The organism is Rhodococcus sp. NPDC059234, assembly GCF_042754225.1.
In the GTDB taxonomy this organism is placed as follows: domain Bacteria; phylum Actinomycetota; class Actinomycetes; order Mycobacteriales; family Mycobacteriaceae; genus Rhodococcus_G.
This window is the reverse complement of the sequence record NZ_JBHZAH010000041.1, coordinates 9,158-27,899: the sequence shown is the minus strand read 5'-3', so window position 1 is coordinate 27,899 and position 18,742 is coordinate 9,158. Positions and strand designations below refer to the sequence as shown.

The following is an 18,742-nucleotide window of genomic DNA, read 5'->3' as shown; positions in this document are numbered from 1 at the left end:
CCGACTGCGCGGTGAGCAGGGAGTCGACCTCGCCCAGTTCGACGCGGAAGCCGCGCACCTTGACCTGGAAGTCCGAGCGCCCGACGTAGTCGAGGTCGCCGGTGTCGGTCCACCGGACCAGGTCACCGGTGCGGTACATCCGCCCGCCCGGCTCGCCGAACGGATCCGCGACGAAGCGGTCCGACGTGAGATCCGGGCGCCCGCGGTAGCCGCGGGCGAGGCTGGAGCCGCCGATGTACAGCTCGCCGACGACGCCGTCGGGCACGGGCTGCATGCGGGTGTCGAGCACCAGCGCCCGCACGCCGCACACCGGCTTGCCGATGGTGATGGGCTGGCCGGGAATCATCGGTTCGGTGAAGGAGACGACGATGGTCGTCTCGGTGGGGCCGTACCCGTTGAGGAACTCTCGGTTGCCACCCCACCGGGCCACCAGGTCGGGCGTGCACGCCTCGCCGCCGACACCGATCATGCCCAGGTCGGGCAGTCCGGACGGGTCCACTGACGACAGCGTGGTCGGCGTCATCATCGCGTGCGTCACCCGCTCACCACGCAGCAGGTCCGCCAGCTCCGTGCCGCCGTAGACGGTCGTCGGGGCGATCACCAGGCACGCACCCGCCATCGCGGCGAGCAGCATCTCGTTGATGGAGATGTCGAAGCTCGGCGACGCGAAGTGCAGCACCCGCGACTGCGGGGTCACCAGGGTGGCGCGACGCTGGAACTCCACGAAGTCGGCCAGGCCGACGTGGGTGACCACGACGCCCTTGGGCTTTCCGGTGGAACCGGAGGTGTAGATGACCCAGGCCGGCTGCTCGAGCCGGACCGGCCTGATCCGATCAGCGTCCGTGACCGGCGCCGGCGAGGACTCGGACAACTGGGCGACGAAGTCGCCGTCGTCGAGCACGAGCCACTGCACCGAACCCGGCAGCGCATCGACGAACTGCCCGGCAGTGACACCGACGACGACCTCCGAATCGGAGACCATGTGCTCGATCCGGTCGGCCGGGTAGCTCGGGTCGATCGGCACGTAGGCGGCACCGGTCTTCGCCACCGCCCAGACCGAGAGCACCGACTCCACCGAACGGGGCAGCGCCATCGCGACGACGGACTCCGGGCCAGCGCCGCGGGCGATCAGAATCCGAGCCAGCCGCGACGACTCCTCGTCGAGCTCACGGTAGGTGAGCGATCGTCCGTCGGCGACGAGGGCGACCGCCGAGGGATCCCGTCCCGCCGCGGCGGCGAGGAGTTCGGGCAGGGTCTGCGGCTCGGTCTCGCCGGCGCCGATCCTGCTCGCGAGTTCGGCCCGCTCGGCCGGGGACAGGATCTCGATGTCCCCCACCGGAACGTTCGCACCCGCGACGATCGACTCGAGCACCCGGACGAACCGAGCGACGAAGCCCTCGATCGTCGCGGCGTCGAACAGGTCTGTCGCATAGGTGAAGCTGCCCCGGATTCCCGTCGGCGCGCTCTCGCCGTCGAAGGTCTCGGAGAGGTTCACCTGCAGGTCCAGGCGGGCAACCTTCGGGTCGACGTCCAGGGCCTCGACCCGCAGGCTCGGCAGTTCCAGGGTGGTCTGGCCCATGTTCTGCATCGACAACGCGACCTGGAACAGCGGCGTCCGGGACTGTGAGCGCTCGGGGCTGAGCACCTCGACGAGCCGCTCGAACGGGACGTCGGCGTTCGCAAAGGCGGACAGGTCCACTTCCCGGGTGGCCGCGAGGAACTCGGCGAACGAACGCGCCGGCGCCACCTCGGTTCGGAGCACCAGGGTGTTGACGAACATGCCGACCAGATCGTCGAGCGCCGCCTCGCCGCGACCCGCGACCGGCGTGCCGATCGCGATGTCCTCGGTCCCGCTCAGCCGTGCCATCAGCACGGCCAGCGCGGAGTGCAACACCATGAACATCGTCGCGTTGTGGTTGCGTGCGAGTTCGATCAGCGCGCGGTGCAGTTCCACGTCGACAGCGAACTCGACCGTGTCACCGATGTGCGAGGCGACCATCGGCCGGACCCGGTCGGCGGGCAGGTCCAACTGGACCGGCACGTCCTCGAGGGTCTGCGTCCAGTACGAGATCTGCTGGGCGACGAGCGAATCCGGGTTGCCCTCGGACCCGAGTGCCTCCCGCTGCCACAGCGCGAAGTCCGCGTACTGCACGGCCAGCGGTTCCCATCCGGGCAGCTCGCCCGCAGCCCTGGCTGCGTACGCGATCATCACGTCCCGGGTCAGCGGACGGATGGAGAAGCCGTCGCCCGCGATGTGGTGGACCACCAGCACGAGCACGTGCTCGTCGGTTCCCGCCACCGAGAACAGGACCGCGCGCACCGGCACCGCGGCCGTGACGTCGAAGCCCTCCGTCGCGACCGCGACCACGCGCTCGAGCACGTCGTCCTCGGCGATCTCGACCGTGGTCAACTCCAGCGTTGCGGACGAGGCGGGCAGGATCACCTGATGCCCGGTGCCGTCGAGCGCCGGGTACACCGTGCGCAGCACCTCGTGCCGTGCGACCAGGTCGCCGATCGCCGCCCGCAGCGCTTCGACGTCCAGTTCGCCGGTCAGGCGGACCGCCACCGGAATGTTGCTGGCCGCGGAGGTCGTGTCGAACTGGTTGATGAACCACATCCGCTGCTGCGCCAGCGACAGCGGGATCGCGTCCGGGCGCGGCTTGGCCACCAGTGCGACCCGGCCACCCGACCCGGCATGGGTCTGCAGACGGGCCGCGAGCGCCGCCACCGTGGAGGCCTCGAACAGCTCACGGACCGGCACCCGGGTGTCGAGTGCCGCACCGATCCGGGCCATCAGCTGCGTCGCGACCAGCGAGTTGCCGCCGAGCTCGAAGAAGTCGTCGTCCAAGCCGACCTGCGGGGCGCCGAGGACCTCACCGAATACGTCGGCGACGACCTGCTCGACCGGCGTCGTCGGCGCACGGAACGTCTTCGACTCGAAGACGGGTGCCGGCAACGCCTTCCGGTCCAGCTTGCCGCTCGAGTTCAGCGGGAACGCCTCGAGCACCATCAGTGCCGCCGGCACCATGTACGCGGGCAGGGAGTGCCCCAGCGCGCTGCGCAGCTCGTCGACGTCGAGGTCTGCACCCGCCGACGGCACGACGTAGCCGACCAGCTGGTCGCCGGTGGGCGTAGCCGCGACGACCGCGACCGACTGGCTGATCGAGGGATGCGCCAGCAGGGCGGTCTCGATCTCGCCGAGCTCGATGCGCTGTCCACGGAACTTCACCTGGAAGTCGGTGCGCCCGATGTAGTTCAGTTCGCCCGTGGCGTCCCAGGTGACCAGGTCGCCGGTGCGGTACATCCGCTCGCCGATCGCGGAGAACGGGTTGGCCACGAACCGGTCCGAGGTCAGGTCCACCCGGCCGTAGTAGCCGCGCGCCAACTGCACGCCGCCGAGGTACAGCTCGCCGGGAACTCCGACGGGGACCGGCCGCAACCGGGAATCGAGCACGAAGACCTGCGAGTTCCACTCCGGTCGGCCGATCGACACCGATCCGCTCGCGGCGGTGCCGGTCACGTCGGCGTAGGTGATCGAGACCGCGGCCTCGGTCGGTCCGTACAGGTTGTGCAGCCGGGCACCGGTGATGCCCTCGAAGCTGTGGACGGTCTCCGCCGGCAGGGCCTCACCGATGGCGAACACGTGCCGCAGGGACGACAACTCCGCGACGGGTGCGCCCGAGGTGGCGGCCGCGCGGCGATCCGAGGACACGACGTCGGAGAACACCGTCAACATCGACGGCACGAAGTCCGTGATCGTCACGCCCAGGTCGCTGATCGTGTCCGCGACGTAGCCCGGGTCGCGGTGACCGTCCGGCGTCGCCACCACCAGGTGGGCACCGACCCGCAGCGGCAGGAAGTAGCCCCACAGCGAGACGTCGAAGGTCGTCGCCGTCTTCTGCAGGTAGACGTCCGAGGACTCGAATCCGTACTCGGCCTGCATCCAGGCCATCTGGTTCACGATCGCGGCGTGCGGCACGGCCACGCCCTTGGGCTTGCCGGTCGAACCCGAGGTGAAGATGACGTAGGCCGGGTGGTGGGGCCGCAGCACCCCCGCGCGGTCCGCGTCGGTGACCGGCGCCGCCGAGTAGCCCGACACGTCCACCGTGTCGATGCACAGGACAGACCTGTCCCCTGGAACCTCGAATTCCTCTCGCGCAGCGGTCAGCACACACACCGGTGCCGCGGTGTCCAGGATGTGTCCGATCCGGTCGACCGGATGGTCCGGATCGACCGGCACGTAGGCGCCACCGGCCTCGATCACGGCGTACATCCCGACCACCAGGTCGAGCGAACGCCGAACGGCCAACGCCACCAACGACTCCGGGCCGACGCCCTGCCCGATCAGCATCCGGGCGAGCCGGTTGACGCGATCCGCCAGCTCCGCATAGGTCAGCGACTCGCCCTCGTACGTCACCGCCGTCGCGTCCGGCGACGCCAGCACCTGACGGTCGAACGCGTCGAGAAGCAGTTCACCGGCATCGACCGGGTGCGCCGAGTCGTTCCACTCGACCAGCACCCGCTCGAGCTCGCGCGCCTCGAGCAGCGTGAAGTCCCCGACCGGCCGCTCGGGAGCGGTCGCGACGGCCTCGAGCACGCGGACGAAGCGGTGTCCGAACGACTCCATCGCGGTCGCCTCGTCGAACAGGTCCGTCGCGTAGGTAAGTGCGACCGTCATCCCGGCGGCCGCGCCCGCATCCGCGGGTGTTTCCACGAAGGTCCACTGCATGTCGAACTTCGCGACCTGCGGGTCGAAGTCGACCGCACTGACGCTCAGCTCCGGCAGCTCCACGGCGGTCTGGCCGTGGTTCTGGAAGAACATGGCGAACTGGAACAGCGGATGCCGGGCCTGCGAGCGTGCCGGGTTGAGCACCTCCACCAGCCGCTCGAACGGCACGTCGGCATTCCCGAATGCGCCGAGGTCGCTTGCACGAACCCGAGACAGCAGACCGGCGAAGGACTCCGCCGTGTCGACCTCGGTCCGCAGCACGAGGGTGTTGACGAACATGCCGACGACATCGTCGATCGCCGCCTCGCCGCGGCCCGCGACCGGGGTACCGATCGCGATGTCGGACGTGCCCGACAGCCGGGCCAGCAGCACGGCCGCCGCCGTGTGCATCACCATGAACAACGACGTGTTGTTCTCCTTGGCAATGGCATTGAGCTGTGCCAGCAGGGCGGGTTCGATTGCGAACCGCCGCGTCTGCCCCTGGTTGGTGGCGACGGCGGGCCGCGGCCGATCGCTCGGCACGTCGAGCTGGGCCGGCAGTCCCGCCAGCTCACCACGCCAGTAGTCGAGCTGGCGGGAGATGGTCGACTGCGGGTCGTCCTCGGACCCGAGCACCTCACGCTGCCAGAGCGCGTAGTCGGCGTACTGCACGGGCAGTTCCGACCATCCGGGAGCGTCGCCGGCCCGCCTGGCGGTGTAGGCGGTCATGATGTCGCGAACGAACGGCGTGATCGACGCACCGTCGGCCGCGATGTGGTGCACCACGGCGGCGAGCACGAACTCGGTGCCGTCGGGTCGTTCCGCCGGCTCCACTCCTGGCTCGTCGACCTGGAAGAGGCTGATCCGCACCGGGACCTCGACCGTGACGTCGAACTGCGTGGTGCCGAGTTCGTAGAGGCGCTGGGGCAGTTCGTCGGCGGCGATCCGAATCGGGATCAGCTCGCCGGTCACCGTCTCCGGCGCCTCGATCACCTGGATCGGGCCGTCGGCCGTCTCGGGGTAGCGGGTCCGCAGCGACTCGTGCCGCGCGACGACGTCCGCCAGCGCGACCTCCATCGCGGCGAGGTCGAGCTCGCCGGAGAGCCGGATCGCCATCGGAATGTTGTTGATCGAGGACTCGGTGTCGAACCGGTTCAGGAACCACATCCGGCGCTGCGCCAACGACAGCGGGAGCTGCTCCGGCCGAGCCTGGGCCACCAGCGCCGGACGGGCGCCGCTGCCGGCGAGGCCGTCGACGACAACCGCGAGCGCGGCGACGGTCGAGGCCTCGAACAGCGTCCGCACCGGCACCTTGGCGTCGAGAGCCGCACCGATCCGGGCCACGACCTGCGCGGCGATCAGCGAGTTGCCGCCCAGCTCGAAGAAGTCGTCGTCGAGGCCGACCCGGTCGAGCCCGAGCACCTCGGCGAACACGCCTGCGACGATCTCCTCGGCGGCCGTCTCGGGGGCGCGGTACTCGCGCGCCTGAACCACCGGCGCCGGCAACGACTTCCGGTCGAGCTTGCCGTTCGCGGTCAGCGGGATCTCGTCGAGCACGACGAACGCCGACGGCACCATGTACTCCGGCAGCGCCGTCGCGGCGCCGTCGCGCACCGCGGCGACGTCGAGGTCCGACCCGCCCGGCACCACGTAGGCGACGAGCACCGGGTTGCCGGGGGTGTCCTCGCGGACGATGACCGCGACCTGCGCGACCGAGTCCTGTGCCAGCACGGCCGCCTCGATCTCGCCGAGCTCGATACGGAAGCCGCGCACCTTCACCTGGTCGTCCGCCCGACCTAGGTACTCGAGCTCACCCTCGCCGCTCCACCGCGCGAGGTCGCCCGAGCGGTACAGCAGTCCCGACCCGAACGGGTCGGCGACGAACCGGCCCGCGGTGAGCGCAGGCTGACCCAGGTAGCCGCGCGCCAACTGCACACCGGCGACGTACATCTCGCCCGGCACACCCACCGGCGCGGGCTGCAGGCGCTCGTCGAGCACGTAGACCCGCAGACCGTCGATCGCCTGGCCGACGATGCTCGCGGAGGCCTCGGCCGCCGTCTCGGCATCGATCCTGCGGTACGACACGTGCACCGTGGTCTCGGTGATGCCGTACATGTTCACCAGCGAGGGAGCGGTGTCCGGGTGGCGGTCGTACCAGTCGCTCAGGCGGCGCAGCTCGAGCGCCTCGCCACCGAAGACCACGTACCGCAACGCCAGATCCGCCGGCGTCTGCCGATCGGCCTCCGCCAACTGGTAGAACGCCGACGGGGTCTGGTTGAGCACCGTCACCCGCTCACGCGCCAGCAGTTCCAGGAACTGCTCCGGCGACCGCGAGGTGTAGTAGTCGACGACCACCAGCGTGCCGCCGTAGAGCAGCGGGCCCCACAGCTCCCACACCGAGAAGTCGAACGCGTAGCTGTGGAACATCGTCCACACGTCGGAGGAGTCGAAGCCGAAGCGCCGCTCCGTGTTCCGCATGAGTCGGGTCACGGTGCGGTGCGGGACCTGCACGCCCTTCGGGCGCCCGGTCGAACCGGAGGTGTAGATCACGTACGCGACGTTGTCCGCTCGCAGCGGAGCCGCCCGCTCGGCATCGGGGACCGGCGCCGCCGAGACCCCGGACAGGTCCACGGTGTCCAGCTCGATCACCGCGAGGGTGTCGGGGAACACGACCGTGCTGTTCGACTCCGCGACAACGCAGACCGGTGCCGCGTCGGAGAGCATGTACTCGATGCGATCCGCCGGGTACGTCGGATCGACGGGCAGGTAACCGCCGCCCGCCTTGAGCACCGCCAGCAGCGCGACCACCAGATCGAGCGAGCGCGGCAACGCCACCGCGGCGAGGGTCTCGGGTCCGACACCGGACTCGATCAGCTTGCGCGCCAGGCGATTCGTGCGCTCGTCGAGCTCGCTGTAGGTCAGCTGCCCGTCGCCGAAGCGCACCGCGACGTGGTCGGGGAAGCGGGACGCGGCGGTACCGAACCACTCGACCAGGGTGCCGTCGACACCCGCGTCCGGCCCCGCGACCGGCCATTCCTCGAGCACGTGGCGGCGCTCGGTGTCCGAGAGCAGGTCGACGTCGCCGACCGTTCCGGCCGGGTCGGCGGTCACCGCGTCGAGCAGTCGCACGAATCGCTGTGCGAAGGCGTGCATCGTCGAGTCGTCGAAGAGGTCGGTGGCATAGGTCAGTTCTGCCGTCATACCCGCCGGCGCGCCGTCGTCGGAGAACGTCTCCGCCATCGTCACCTGGAGGTCGAACTTCGCCACCCGGGCGTCGATCTCGACGCCACTCACGGTCAGACCGGGCAGTTCGAGCGTCGGCACGTCCATGTTCTGGAAGGTCAGTGCCACCTGGAAGAGCGGGTGCCGCGCTTGCGATCGCGCCGGGCTGAGCACCTCCACGAGCCGCTCGAACGGAACGTCCGTGTTGGCGAAGGCCGCGACGTCGACCGAACGGGTCTGTCCGAGAATCTCCTCGAAGCTCGCGCCGGAATCGACCTGAGTGCGCAGCACCAGGGTGCCGACGAACATACCGACGAGATCGTCGAGCGCGGCCTCGCCGCGTCCCGCGACCGGCGCACCGATCGCGATGTCGGAGGTACCCGACAGCCGCGCCAGCAGCACCGACAGCGCCGCGTGCACGACCATGAACAGGGTGGCGCCCTGACCACGAGCCAGACCGCTGAGGTCGCGATGCAGGTCGGCGTCGATCTCGAATCGGTGCGCCGCTCCGCGATAGGACGCCACCGCCGGACGCTGCCGGTCACTCGGCAGATCCAGCTGGTCCGGCAGCCCGGCCAGCGTGTCCGACCAGTACTGCAGCTGGGTGGACACCAGCGACTGCGGGTCGTCCTCGGACCCGAGCACCTCGCGCTGCCACAGCGCGAAGTCCGCGTACTGCACCGGCAGCGGCGACCAGGCAGGCGCCGCACCCGCGGCGTGGGCCGCGTACGCGGTCATCACGTCCCGCACCAGCGGGCCCATCGACCAGCCGTCCGCACTGATGTGATGCACGACGAAGACCAGCACGAGCTCGGTCTCGGAGATCTGCAGCAGCCGCACGCGCAACGGCACCTGCTCGGTGACGTCGAACCCGGTCGCCGCTTCGCGCACGAGCTCACCGAGGACGTCGTCCTCGGTCACCGCGGTCGGCGTGAGGTCGGGCATCGCCTGTGCGACGGGGACGATCACCTGAACCGGGCCGTCGGCCGTGTCCGGGTACACCGTCCGCAGGGCCTCGTGGCGGTCGAGCAGGTCGGCGATCGCATCGCGCAGCGCTGCGGCGTCGACCGATCCGCTCAGTCGCACCGCCACCGGGATGTTGTTCATCGCGGACTCGGTGTCGAACTGGTTGAGGAACCACATGCGCGACTGAGCCGGGGAGAGCGGGATCCGCTCGGGCCGCGGACCGGCGGACAGGGCCACGACCGCGCCCCCACCCGCGAGGTCACCGACGGACGCGGAGACGGCGGCGACGGTGGACGCCTCGAACAGCGTCCGCACCGGCACCTTGGCGTCGAGAGCCGCACCGATCCGGGCCACGACCTGCGCGGCGATCAGCGAGTTGCCGCCCAGCTCGAAGAAGTCGTCGTCGAGGCCGACCCGGTCGAGCCCGAGGACCTCGGCGAACACGCCGGCGACGATCTCCTCGGTGACGGTGACCGGCGCACGGAACTCACGTACCTCGGCTGCCGGCGCGGGCAACGCCCGGCGATCGAGCTTGCCGTTCGCGGTCAGCGGGATCTCGTCGAGCACGACGAACGCCGACGGCACCATGTACTCCGGCAACGCCGCCGCGGCGGAGTCGCGGACGGCCGAAACATCCACCGCCACACCGTCTGCAGGCACCAGGTAGGCCACCAGCCGCACACTGCCCGGCGTGTCCTCACGCACGATGACCGCCGCCTGGGCCACCGAGTCCGGTGCCAGCACGGCCGCTTCGATCTCGCCGAGCTCGATACGGAAGCCGCGCACCTTCACCTGGTCGTCCGCACGACCTAGGTACTCGAGCTCGCCGTCACGGTTCCAGCGGGCGAGGTCGCCCGAGCGGTACAGGGCGGACCCCTGCGGGTCGAACGGGTTCGCCACGAACCGGCCCGCGGTGAGCGCGGGCTGACCCAGGTAGCCGCGCGCCAACTGCACACCGGCGACGTACATCTCGCCGGGCACGCCGACCGGGACCGGACGCATCCGGGTGTCGAGGACGAACACCTGCAGACCGGCGATCGCCTGGCCGACGAGGCTGCCCGACGCGGTCGCGGCGGTGCGCTCGTCGAGACGACGGTGCGAGACGTGCACCGTGGTCTCGGTGATGCCGTACATGTTCACCAGCACCGGTGCATCGGCACGACGGGAATACCAGTCACCGAGCCGGCGCAGCTCGAGCGCCTCGCCACCGAAGACCACGTACCGCAACGCCAGATCCGCCGGCGTCTGCCGATCGGCCTCCGCCAACTGGTAGAACGCCGACGGGGTCTGGTTGAGCACCGTCACCCGCTCACGCGCCAGCAGTTCCAGGAACTGCTCCGGCGACCGCGAGGTGTAGTAGTCGACGACCACCAGCGTGCCGCCGTAGAGCAGCGGGCCCCACAGCTCCCACACCGAGAAGTCGAACGCGTAGCTGTGGAACATCGTCCACACGTCGGAGGAGTCGAAGCCGAACTCCGACTCCGTGTTCGACATCAACCGGCCCACGGTGCGGTGCGGGACCTGCACGCCCTTCGGGCGCCCGGTCGAACCGGAGGTGTAGATCACGTACGCGACGTTCTCCGGCCGCAGCGGAGCCAGCCGGTCGGCATCGGAGACCGGTGCCGCGGCGACCGAGGACAGGTCCACTGCGTCCAGCTCGATCACCGGAAGTCCGGCGGGCAAATCGATCTCGCGACCGCCCCAGGTCAGCACGCAGACCGGTGCCGCGTCGGAGAGCATGTACTCGATGCGATCCGCCGGGTACGTCGGATCGACGGGCAGGTAACCGCCGCCCGCCTTGAGCACCGCCAGCAGCGCGACCACCAGGTCGGCGCTGCGCGGCAACGCCACCGCCACCAGCGACTCCGGGCCCACGCCGGCTTCGATCATCACACGAGCGAGGCGGTTGGCACGCTCGTCCAGTTCCCGGTAGGTCACCGCGGTGTCCTCGAACCGGACGGCGACCGCGTCGTCGCGACGGGCCGCGACCGACTCGAACCACTCGACCAGGGTCCGGTCGACGCCGACGTCGGAACCCGCCGAGTTCCACTGCGCCAACACGTGATCGAGCTCGTCCGCATCGAGAAGTGCAATGTCGCCGACGGGAGCGGCCGGATCGGCGACGACGGACTCGAGCACCCGCCGGAAGCGTGCCTCGAACTCGCGCATCGACTCCGCGTCGAACAGATCGGTCGCGTAGGTCAGCTCCGCGGTGAGACCGGCGTCGCCGTCGCTGGACTCGGTCAGGTTCACCTGGAGGTCGAACTTGGACACCTGCTCGTCGTACTCGAGCGCGCGAATGCTCAGACCCGGCAGTTCCAGATCCGTCCGGCCCTGGTTCTGGAGCGAGAGGACCACCTGGAAGAGGGGGTGCCGCGCCTGCGACCGTGCCGGGCTGAGCACCTCCACGAGGCGCTCGAACGGCACGTCGGCGTTCCCGAAAGCGCCCAGGTCGTTCTCGCGTGCCTGCGACAGGATCTCGGTGAACGGGCGGGCGATGTCCACCTCGGTGCGCAGCACCAGCGTGTTGACGAACATGCCGACCAGGTCGTCGAGCGCGGCCTCGCCGCGGCCGGCGACCGGCGTGCCGACGGCGATGTCGGAGGTGCCCGACAGCCGCGCCAGCAGCACCGACAGCGCCGCGTGCAGGACCATGAACAGGGAGGCGCCCTGCGCGCGCGCGAGTTCACCGAGCGCCCGGTGCAGTTCCGCGTCGATCTCGAACCGATGCATCGCGCCGCGGTACGACGCCACCGCCGGGCGGGTCCGATCGCTCGGCAGGTCCAGCTGGTCGGGCAACCCGGCCAGCGTTCGCGTCCAGTACGAGAGCTGTTCTGCGGCCACCGACTCCGGGTCGTCCTCGGACCCGAGGATCTCGCGCTGCCAGAGCGCGTAGTCCGCGTACTGCACCGGCAGCGGCGACCACGCGGGCGCCGTGCCCGCGGCACGCGCCGCGTACGCGGCCATCACGTCACGGGCCATCGGAGCCATCGACCAGCCGTCGGCACTGATGTGGTGCACCACCATCGCCAGCACGAACTCGGTACCGGAGGTCTGCAGCAGCGACACCCGCAGCGGCGCCTGCTCGGTCACGTCGAAACCGGTCGAGAAGAACTCGACGAGAGTGCCCAGCAGGTCCGATTCGGCCACCGGGACGGGGGCGAGGGTCGGCGCCACCTCGTCGGCGGGAAGCACGATCTGCTGCGCGCCGGAGTCGGTGTCCGGGAACACCGTTCGCAGCGCCTCGTGACGACCGATCACGTCGGCGACCGCCCGTTCGAGCGCCTCGACGTCCAGTTCGCCCGACATCGCGATCGCGAGCGGCAGGTTGTACGCGACCGACTCCGGGTCGAACCGGTTGAGGAACCACATGCGCTGCTGTGCGGGCGAGAGCGGAACCCGCTCCGGGCGCTCGCCCGCGGTCAGTGCAGGCCGGCGGCGGCCGGTGTACGACTCGAGCCGCGCGGCGAGGTCGGCGACCGTGGGCGCCTCGAAGAGAACTCGCACCGGGACGGTCGCATCGAGTGCGGCGCCGAGTCGGGCAGTCACCTGGGTGCCGATCAGCGAGTTGCCGCCGAGTTCGAAGAAGTCGTCGTCGATGCCCACCCGCTCGAGGCCGAGCACGTCGGCGAACACCTCGGCGACGATCGACTCGTGCTGCGTCGACGGAGTGCGATAGGCACGCACCTCGAAAACGGGTTCCGGCAATGCCTTCCGGTCGAGCTTGCCGACCGGCGTGAGCGGAACGGTGTCGAGGACCATGATCGAGGACGGCACCATGTGGGCGGGCAGGATCTTCGCCGCCGACTCACGGATCGCGGGGACGTCCAGGTCGGCGCCGTCCGCCCCGTGCAGGTAGGACACCAGGGAGGTGACACCGGCGGCACTGTGGTGCCCGACCGTCACCGCGAAGTCGACCCCCGGCTGCGCCGCGAGCACCGCGTCGATCTCACCGAGCTCGATGCGGAATCCTCGGACCTTCACCTGGAAGTCCGATCGGCCCAGGTACTCGATCTCGCGGTCCGCGGTCCAGCGCGCGAGGTCGCCGGTGCGGTACATCCGCTGCCCCGGCTCACCGAACGGATCGGCCACGAAGCGTTCGGCGGTCAGGTCCGGACGACCCCGGTAGGCCCGGGCGAGGCCGGCGCCCACCACGTACAGCTCGCCGACCACTCCCGCCGGCACCGGATGCAGCCGGCCGTCGAGCACCAGCGCGCCGATACCTGCGACCGGACCGCCGATCGTCACCGGCATGCCGGCGGTCAGCACGTCGGTGCTGGTGGCGAGGACGGTCGACTCGGTCGGACCGTAGGCGTTGATGAATCGCCGACCTGCCGACCACCGCGCCATCAGCTCGGGCGGACACGCCTCACCGGCAACCATCAGTGTCGCGAACTCGTCGAGCCCGGTGGGGTCCATCGTCGCGAGCGCGCCCGGGGTGATCATGGCGTGGGTCACCCGCTGCTCGCGCAGCAGGTTCGTCAGCTCCACGCCGCCGAACACGTCGGAGGGCACGACCACCATGGTGGCGCCCGACCCGAACGCCATCAGCGCCTCGTACACCGCGACGTCGAAACTCGGTGAGGCCACGTGCAGCGAACGTGATCCGGGCACCAGCCGGTAGTGGTGCTTCTGGTGCTCGACGACGTTGGCAAGGCCGGCGTGGGTGACCACGACACCCTTCGGCCTACCCGTCGACCCCGAGGTGTAGATGACGTAGGCGGGGTGCGCAAGCCGCAGCGGTGCGATCCGGTCGGCGTCGGACACCGGTGCCGCGGAGACCGCCGCGCAGCGGTCGACCAGGTCGGCATCGTCGATCGAGAGCCAGTGCAGGTCGGCCGGCAGCCGCTCGGCGAAGTCGGCGACCGTGACACCGATCACCGCCCCACTGTCGGAGACCATGTGCGACACCCGCTCGGCCGGGTACTTCGGGTCGACGGGCACGAACGCCGCACCGGTCTTCGTGACCGCCCACACCGCGACGACGGACTCGATCGAGCGGGGAATAGCCACGGCCACAGTAGATTCCGGTCCAGCGCCCTCGGCGATCAGGACCCGGGCCAGGCGCGAGGAGCGTTCGTCGAGTTCGCGGTAGGTGAGCTCGCGGCCGCCCGCACCGACCAGCGCGACCGCGTCGGGATCGATCGCCGCCCCGGCGACGAAGATCTCGGCCATCGTCTGCGGCCACGGCAGCGTCGACGGCACCGACGGCATGACTCCGCCCCACCGGTCGGACAGGTCGACCAGCTCGCCCGGCTCGAGAATCTCGACGTCACCGACCGGCACTCCGGGCGTCGTGACGACGGCATCAAGGATCCTGACGAAGCGCTCGGCGAAGCCGTTCACGGTCGCCTCGTCGAGAAGGTCCTTCGCGTAGATGAACTCGGCGGAGACACTCTCGCGCGCGCCGGTGCCCCCCGGCCGGTCGGAGATCGTCAGCTGCAGATCGAACTTCGACACGTCGACCCGGACCTCGTCCGCCGACACGGTCAGACCGGGCAGTTCGACCTCGGCCCGGTCCATGTTCTCGAACGACAGCACCACTTGGAACAGTGGATGGCGGGCGGTCGAGCGCGCCGGGTTGAGCACCTGCACCAGTCGCTCGAACGGGACGTCGGCATGACCGAAGGCCGCGAGATCGTCCTCGCGCACCTGGCTCAGCAGGTCGGTGAACGACGCGTTCGGATCCACCTGGGTGCGCAACACCAGGGTGTTGACGAACATGCCGACGAGGTTGTCGAGCGCCTGCTCCCCGCGACCGGCCACGACCGTGCCCACCGCGATGTCGGAGGTTCCGCTCAGCCGGGAGAGCAGCACCGTCAGTGCGGCGTGCGTCACCATGAACGGTGTGACGCCCTGCGAGCGTGCGTACCCGACGAGCGCCTCGTAGGTGCTCGCGGGAATCTCGAACGACGACCGGCCGCCCTCGAAGGACTGGATCGCCGGGCGCGGACGGTCCGCGGGCAGGTCGAGCTGGTCGGGAAGGCCGGCCAGGGCGGTCCGCCAGAAGTCGATCTGCTTGGCGGACAACGAATCCTGGTCGTCCTCGGCGCCGAGCTGTTCACGCTGCCAGAGGGTGTAGTCGGCATACTGGACGGGGAGCGGGTCCCAGGCCGGGGCCACCCCCTCCGCCCGTGCGGTGTACGCCGCGACGACGTCGCGGGCGAGCACCGACAGCGAGATGCCGTCTGCGGCGATGTGGTGCACGACCATCGCGACCGCGAACTCCGGGCGGTCGGCAGGCTGCGCCGCAGTCCTCGCCACCTCGAACACCCGGATACGGATCGGGATCTGCGTGGTGACGTCGAATCCGGCCACGGCGAACTCGGCGAGCCGCGACGCCAGATCCTGCTCGTCGACCGGTTCGGCAGCGGTCGACAGGTCGAGTTCGTGGCTGGGCACGACGACCTGGTGCGCACCGTGCTCGGAGTCGGGGAAGACGGTGCGCAGGGACTCGTGCCGCTCGAGCACGTCGGCGAGGGCGGACGTCAAGGCCGCCTCGTCGACGTCGCCGGCCAGCCGCACGACGAACGGCAGGTTGTACGTGCCTGCCGCGGGATCGAACTGGTTGAGGAACCACATGCGCTGCTGCGCGAGCGAGAGCGGCACAGTTTCGGGCCGGGGACGGGCCACCAGCGCGATCCCGGAATCGGTTGTTCCGGAGAGCGATTCGATCCGCGCGGCGATACCGGCGACGGTCGGCGCCTCGAACAGCATCCGCACACCGATCCGGGCGCCGAACGCCGCACCGATGCGCGAGACCACCTGGTTGGCGATCAGGGAGTTGCCGCCGAGCTCGAAGAAGCTGTCGTCGGCCCCGACCCGGTCGAGCCCGAGGACGTCGGCGAAGATGCCGGCCACCATCTGCTCGGAAAGGCTTCGAGGAGCGCGGAAGACGCCGTCGCGAGGAGTCAGCACCGGAACCGGCAGAGCCTTGCGATCGAGCTTGCCCGAGGCGTTGAGCGGGAACTCCGCGAGAACCACCACTGCCGCCGGGACCATGTACGCCGGCAGCGACCGCATCACGGCGGAACGCACGGCCTCCGGCTCGACGACGGCACCGGGCGCGGGGACGACGTACCCGATCAGCTGCTCGCCGGCCTGCGGGTCCGCCCGCACGACCACCACCGACTGTGCGACCTCGGCGAGGTCGAGCATCGCGGTCTCGATCTCCCCGAGTTCGATTCGCAGTCCACGCAGCTTGACCTGGAAGTCGGTACGACCGACGTACTCGATTTCGCCGGACTCGTTCCACGACACCAGGTCTCCGGTGCGGTACATCCGCGCACCGGTGTCGGAGAAGGGATTGGCCACGAAGCGGTCCGCGGTCAGGTCGCTTCGTCCGACGTACCCGCGAGCCAGCTGCACGCCGGCCAGGTACAGCTCACCCTCGACCCCGGCCGGTACCGGTCGCAGCCGGGAGTCCAGCACGTACACCTGGGTGTTCCACACCGGCGCACCGATCGGCACGGCGGCGGTGTCCGCCTCGGTGACCTCGTGGAACGTGACGTCGACCGCGGCTTCCGTGGGGCCGTACAGGTTGTGCAACCGCACCTGCGGAAGGACCTCACGCAGCCGATCCGCGGTGTCGGCGGGCAGCGCCTCACCCGAGGCGAACACCTGCCGGAGCGACGACGCCTGCGCGGCAGTTCCGGCCGCTTCGCTCGCGTACGCCGCGAACACCGCCAACATGGACGGGACGAAGTGTGCGGTCGTCACCGACTCGTCCGCCATGACCTGCGCCAGGTATGCCGGATCCCGGTGCCCGTCCGGCACTGCAATGGTCAGCCGAGCGCCGATCTGCAACGGCCAGAACAACTCCCACACCGAGACGTCGAACGTCACCGGCGTCTTCTGCAACACCACGTCGTCGGCACCGAGGCCGTACTCGGCCTGCATCCACTCCAGCCGGTTCACGATCGCGCGATGGCTGACCGCGACACCCTTCGGCCGGCCCGTCGACCCCGACGTGAAGATGACGTATGCCGTGTTGTCCGGCGACAGCGCCGACACCCGCTCCGCGTCGGCGATCGATCCCGCGGGGTACCCCGACAGATCGAGGGCGTCCACGAAGAGGACAGACTCGTCCCCCGACACCTCGAGGCCGTCCCGTGATGTGGACAGCACACAGGCCGGGGCGGCCGTGTCGAGGATGTGCCCCACCCGCTCCGCGGGCTGGTCCGGATCGATCGGCACGTAGGCGCCGCCTGCGGCGAGTACCGCGTACACGCCCACCAGCAGGTCCATCGACCGCCGCATCCCCAGCGCCACCAGGGACTCCGGGCCGACTCCCATCGAAATAAGGTGCCGCGCAAGTCGATTCACCCGCGCATCGAACTCCGCGTAGGTCAGCGACTCGTTCTCGAACGACAGCGCGACAGCGTCGGGGGTCCGCTGCACCTGCGACTCGAACGCGGAGACCAGCGTGCCGTCCTCGACGCGGTGGCCGGTCTCGTTCCAGTCGGTCAGCAGGGTCGCCAACTCGCCGTCCGAGGCGGCACCGAGCTTCCACACCGGTGCCGACTCGTCAGCGGCGAGGAAGCGCTCGAAGTAGTCCAGGAACCGCGAGTGGTGCCGGTGCGCCTCGTCCTGCGTGTACAGATTGGGGTTGGTTTCGAAGTCGACGTGCGTCCTCGTCCCCGCGACGCTCTGGTAGAAGTTCACCGCGAGGTCCTCGACGGTGCCGGTGGAGAGAATGTTGAACTCGCCGAGCACCGGACCGAGGGTGATCTCGTTGTGGAACAGCATGATGTTGACCAGCGGCCCGAGCAGATCACGCGCCATGGCACTCGACGACGCGTCGCGGCGAATGTCCTCGTGCCGGTAACGCTGGTGCCGCAGGGCACCGGCGACCGCGATCTGGACGGCCTTCAGCAGATCCGAAACGGTGGTGTCCATACCGACGTGCAGCCGTAGCGGCACCACGTTGGAGAGCATGCCGCCGGACTGCCGCATGGGTGCGGTCGTGCGCGCGGTGACCGGCAGACTCAGGATCACGTCCTCGGAGTCGGTCAGCTGTGCCAGGTATCCGGCAAATGCGGCGATCAGCATGCCCGCCGGCGACGAAGCGTGCTTCGCCACGGCGGAGGTCAACAGCTCGTTGGCCCCGTCGGACAACGCGGCGCTGGCGATCCCGTTGACGACCGCCGGCGCCGCCGTGCGACTGCTGAGGCTGCTGCCCTCCTCCATGCCCGCGATCCGCTCGGCCCAGTACTCGCGGTCGGCCGCGAACCGGGCGCTCTCCCGGTAGGCCACGTCGGCCTCGTTCAGGGTGCGCAGGCTGCAGGCCTTGGACGGTGCGGGTTCGCGGCCCTCGAGGAGCGCCGAGTACAGCTCGGAGACGCGCATCATGTACGCCATCGCGCCGAAGCCGTCGAGCGCGATGTGATGCACCCGCGAGTACCAGAAGTACCGCTCGTCCTCGAGCTGAAGGAGCGTGGCGCAGATCAGGCGGTCCTCGAGCAAGTCGAGAGGGGCGCCGAATTCGGCACGCATCCACTCGTGCGCGGCCGCCACCGGATCGGCATGGCCGCGGAAGTCCTCGTAACCGACGTGGTCCTCGATCGACAGGTCGATGACCTGGTACGGGGTGCCGTCGACCTCGATCAGGCGCAGGAACCCGGTGCCGAACTCCCGCGACCCGGTCAGGCTGGCCTCGTCGAGCAACTCGACGTCCAGGGGGCCACGGAGGTCGACGTACTGGGCGATGTTGATCGGGACTTCGGGATCGACGTGCTGGGCGTACCACATGCCGAGCTGTGCATGCGACAGCGGGAAAGCCTCGTTCGCCTCCGCCTCGGTGGCGCGGTTCGTGCCGTCGAGTCCGTCGAACGCAGTCGGCTTCAA

Annotated in this window: 1 protein-coding gene (only partly in view); it reads right to left on the bottom strand. The window is 69.9% G+C overall.

Annotation, left to right across the window (positions count from 1 at the left end; all coding sequences use genetic code 11):
* The coding region annotated (locus ACFXGJ_RS11440; RefSeq protein ID WP_378619193.1) for a non-ribosomal peptide synthase/polyketide synthase crosses the window boundary (this coding region is incomplete at its 3' end): on the bottom strand, window positions 1-18,742 show 18,742 of its 29,007 nt. The annotated region extends 10,265 nt beyond the left edge of the window.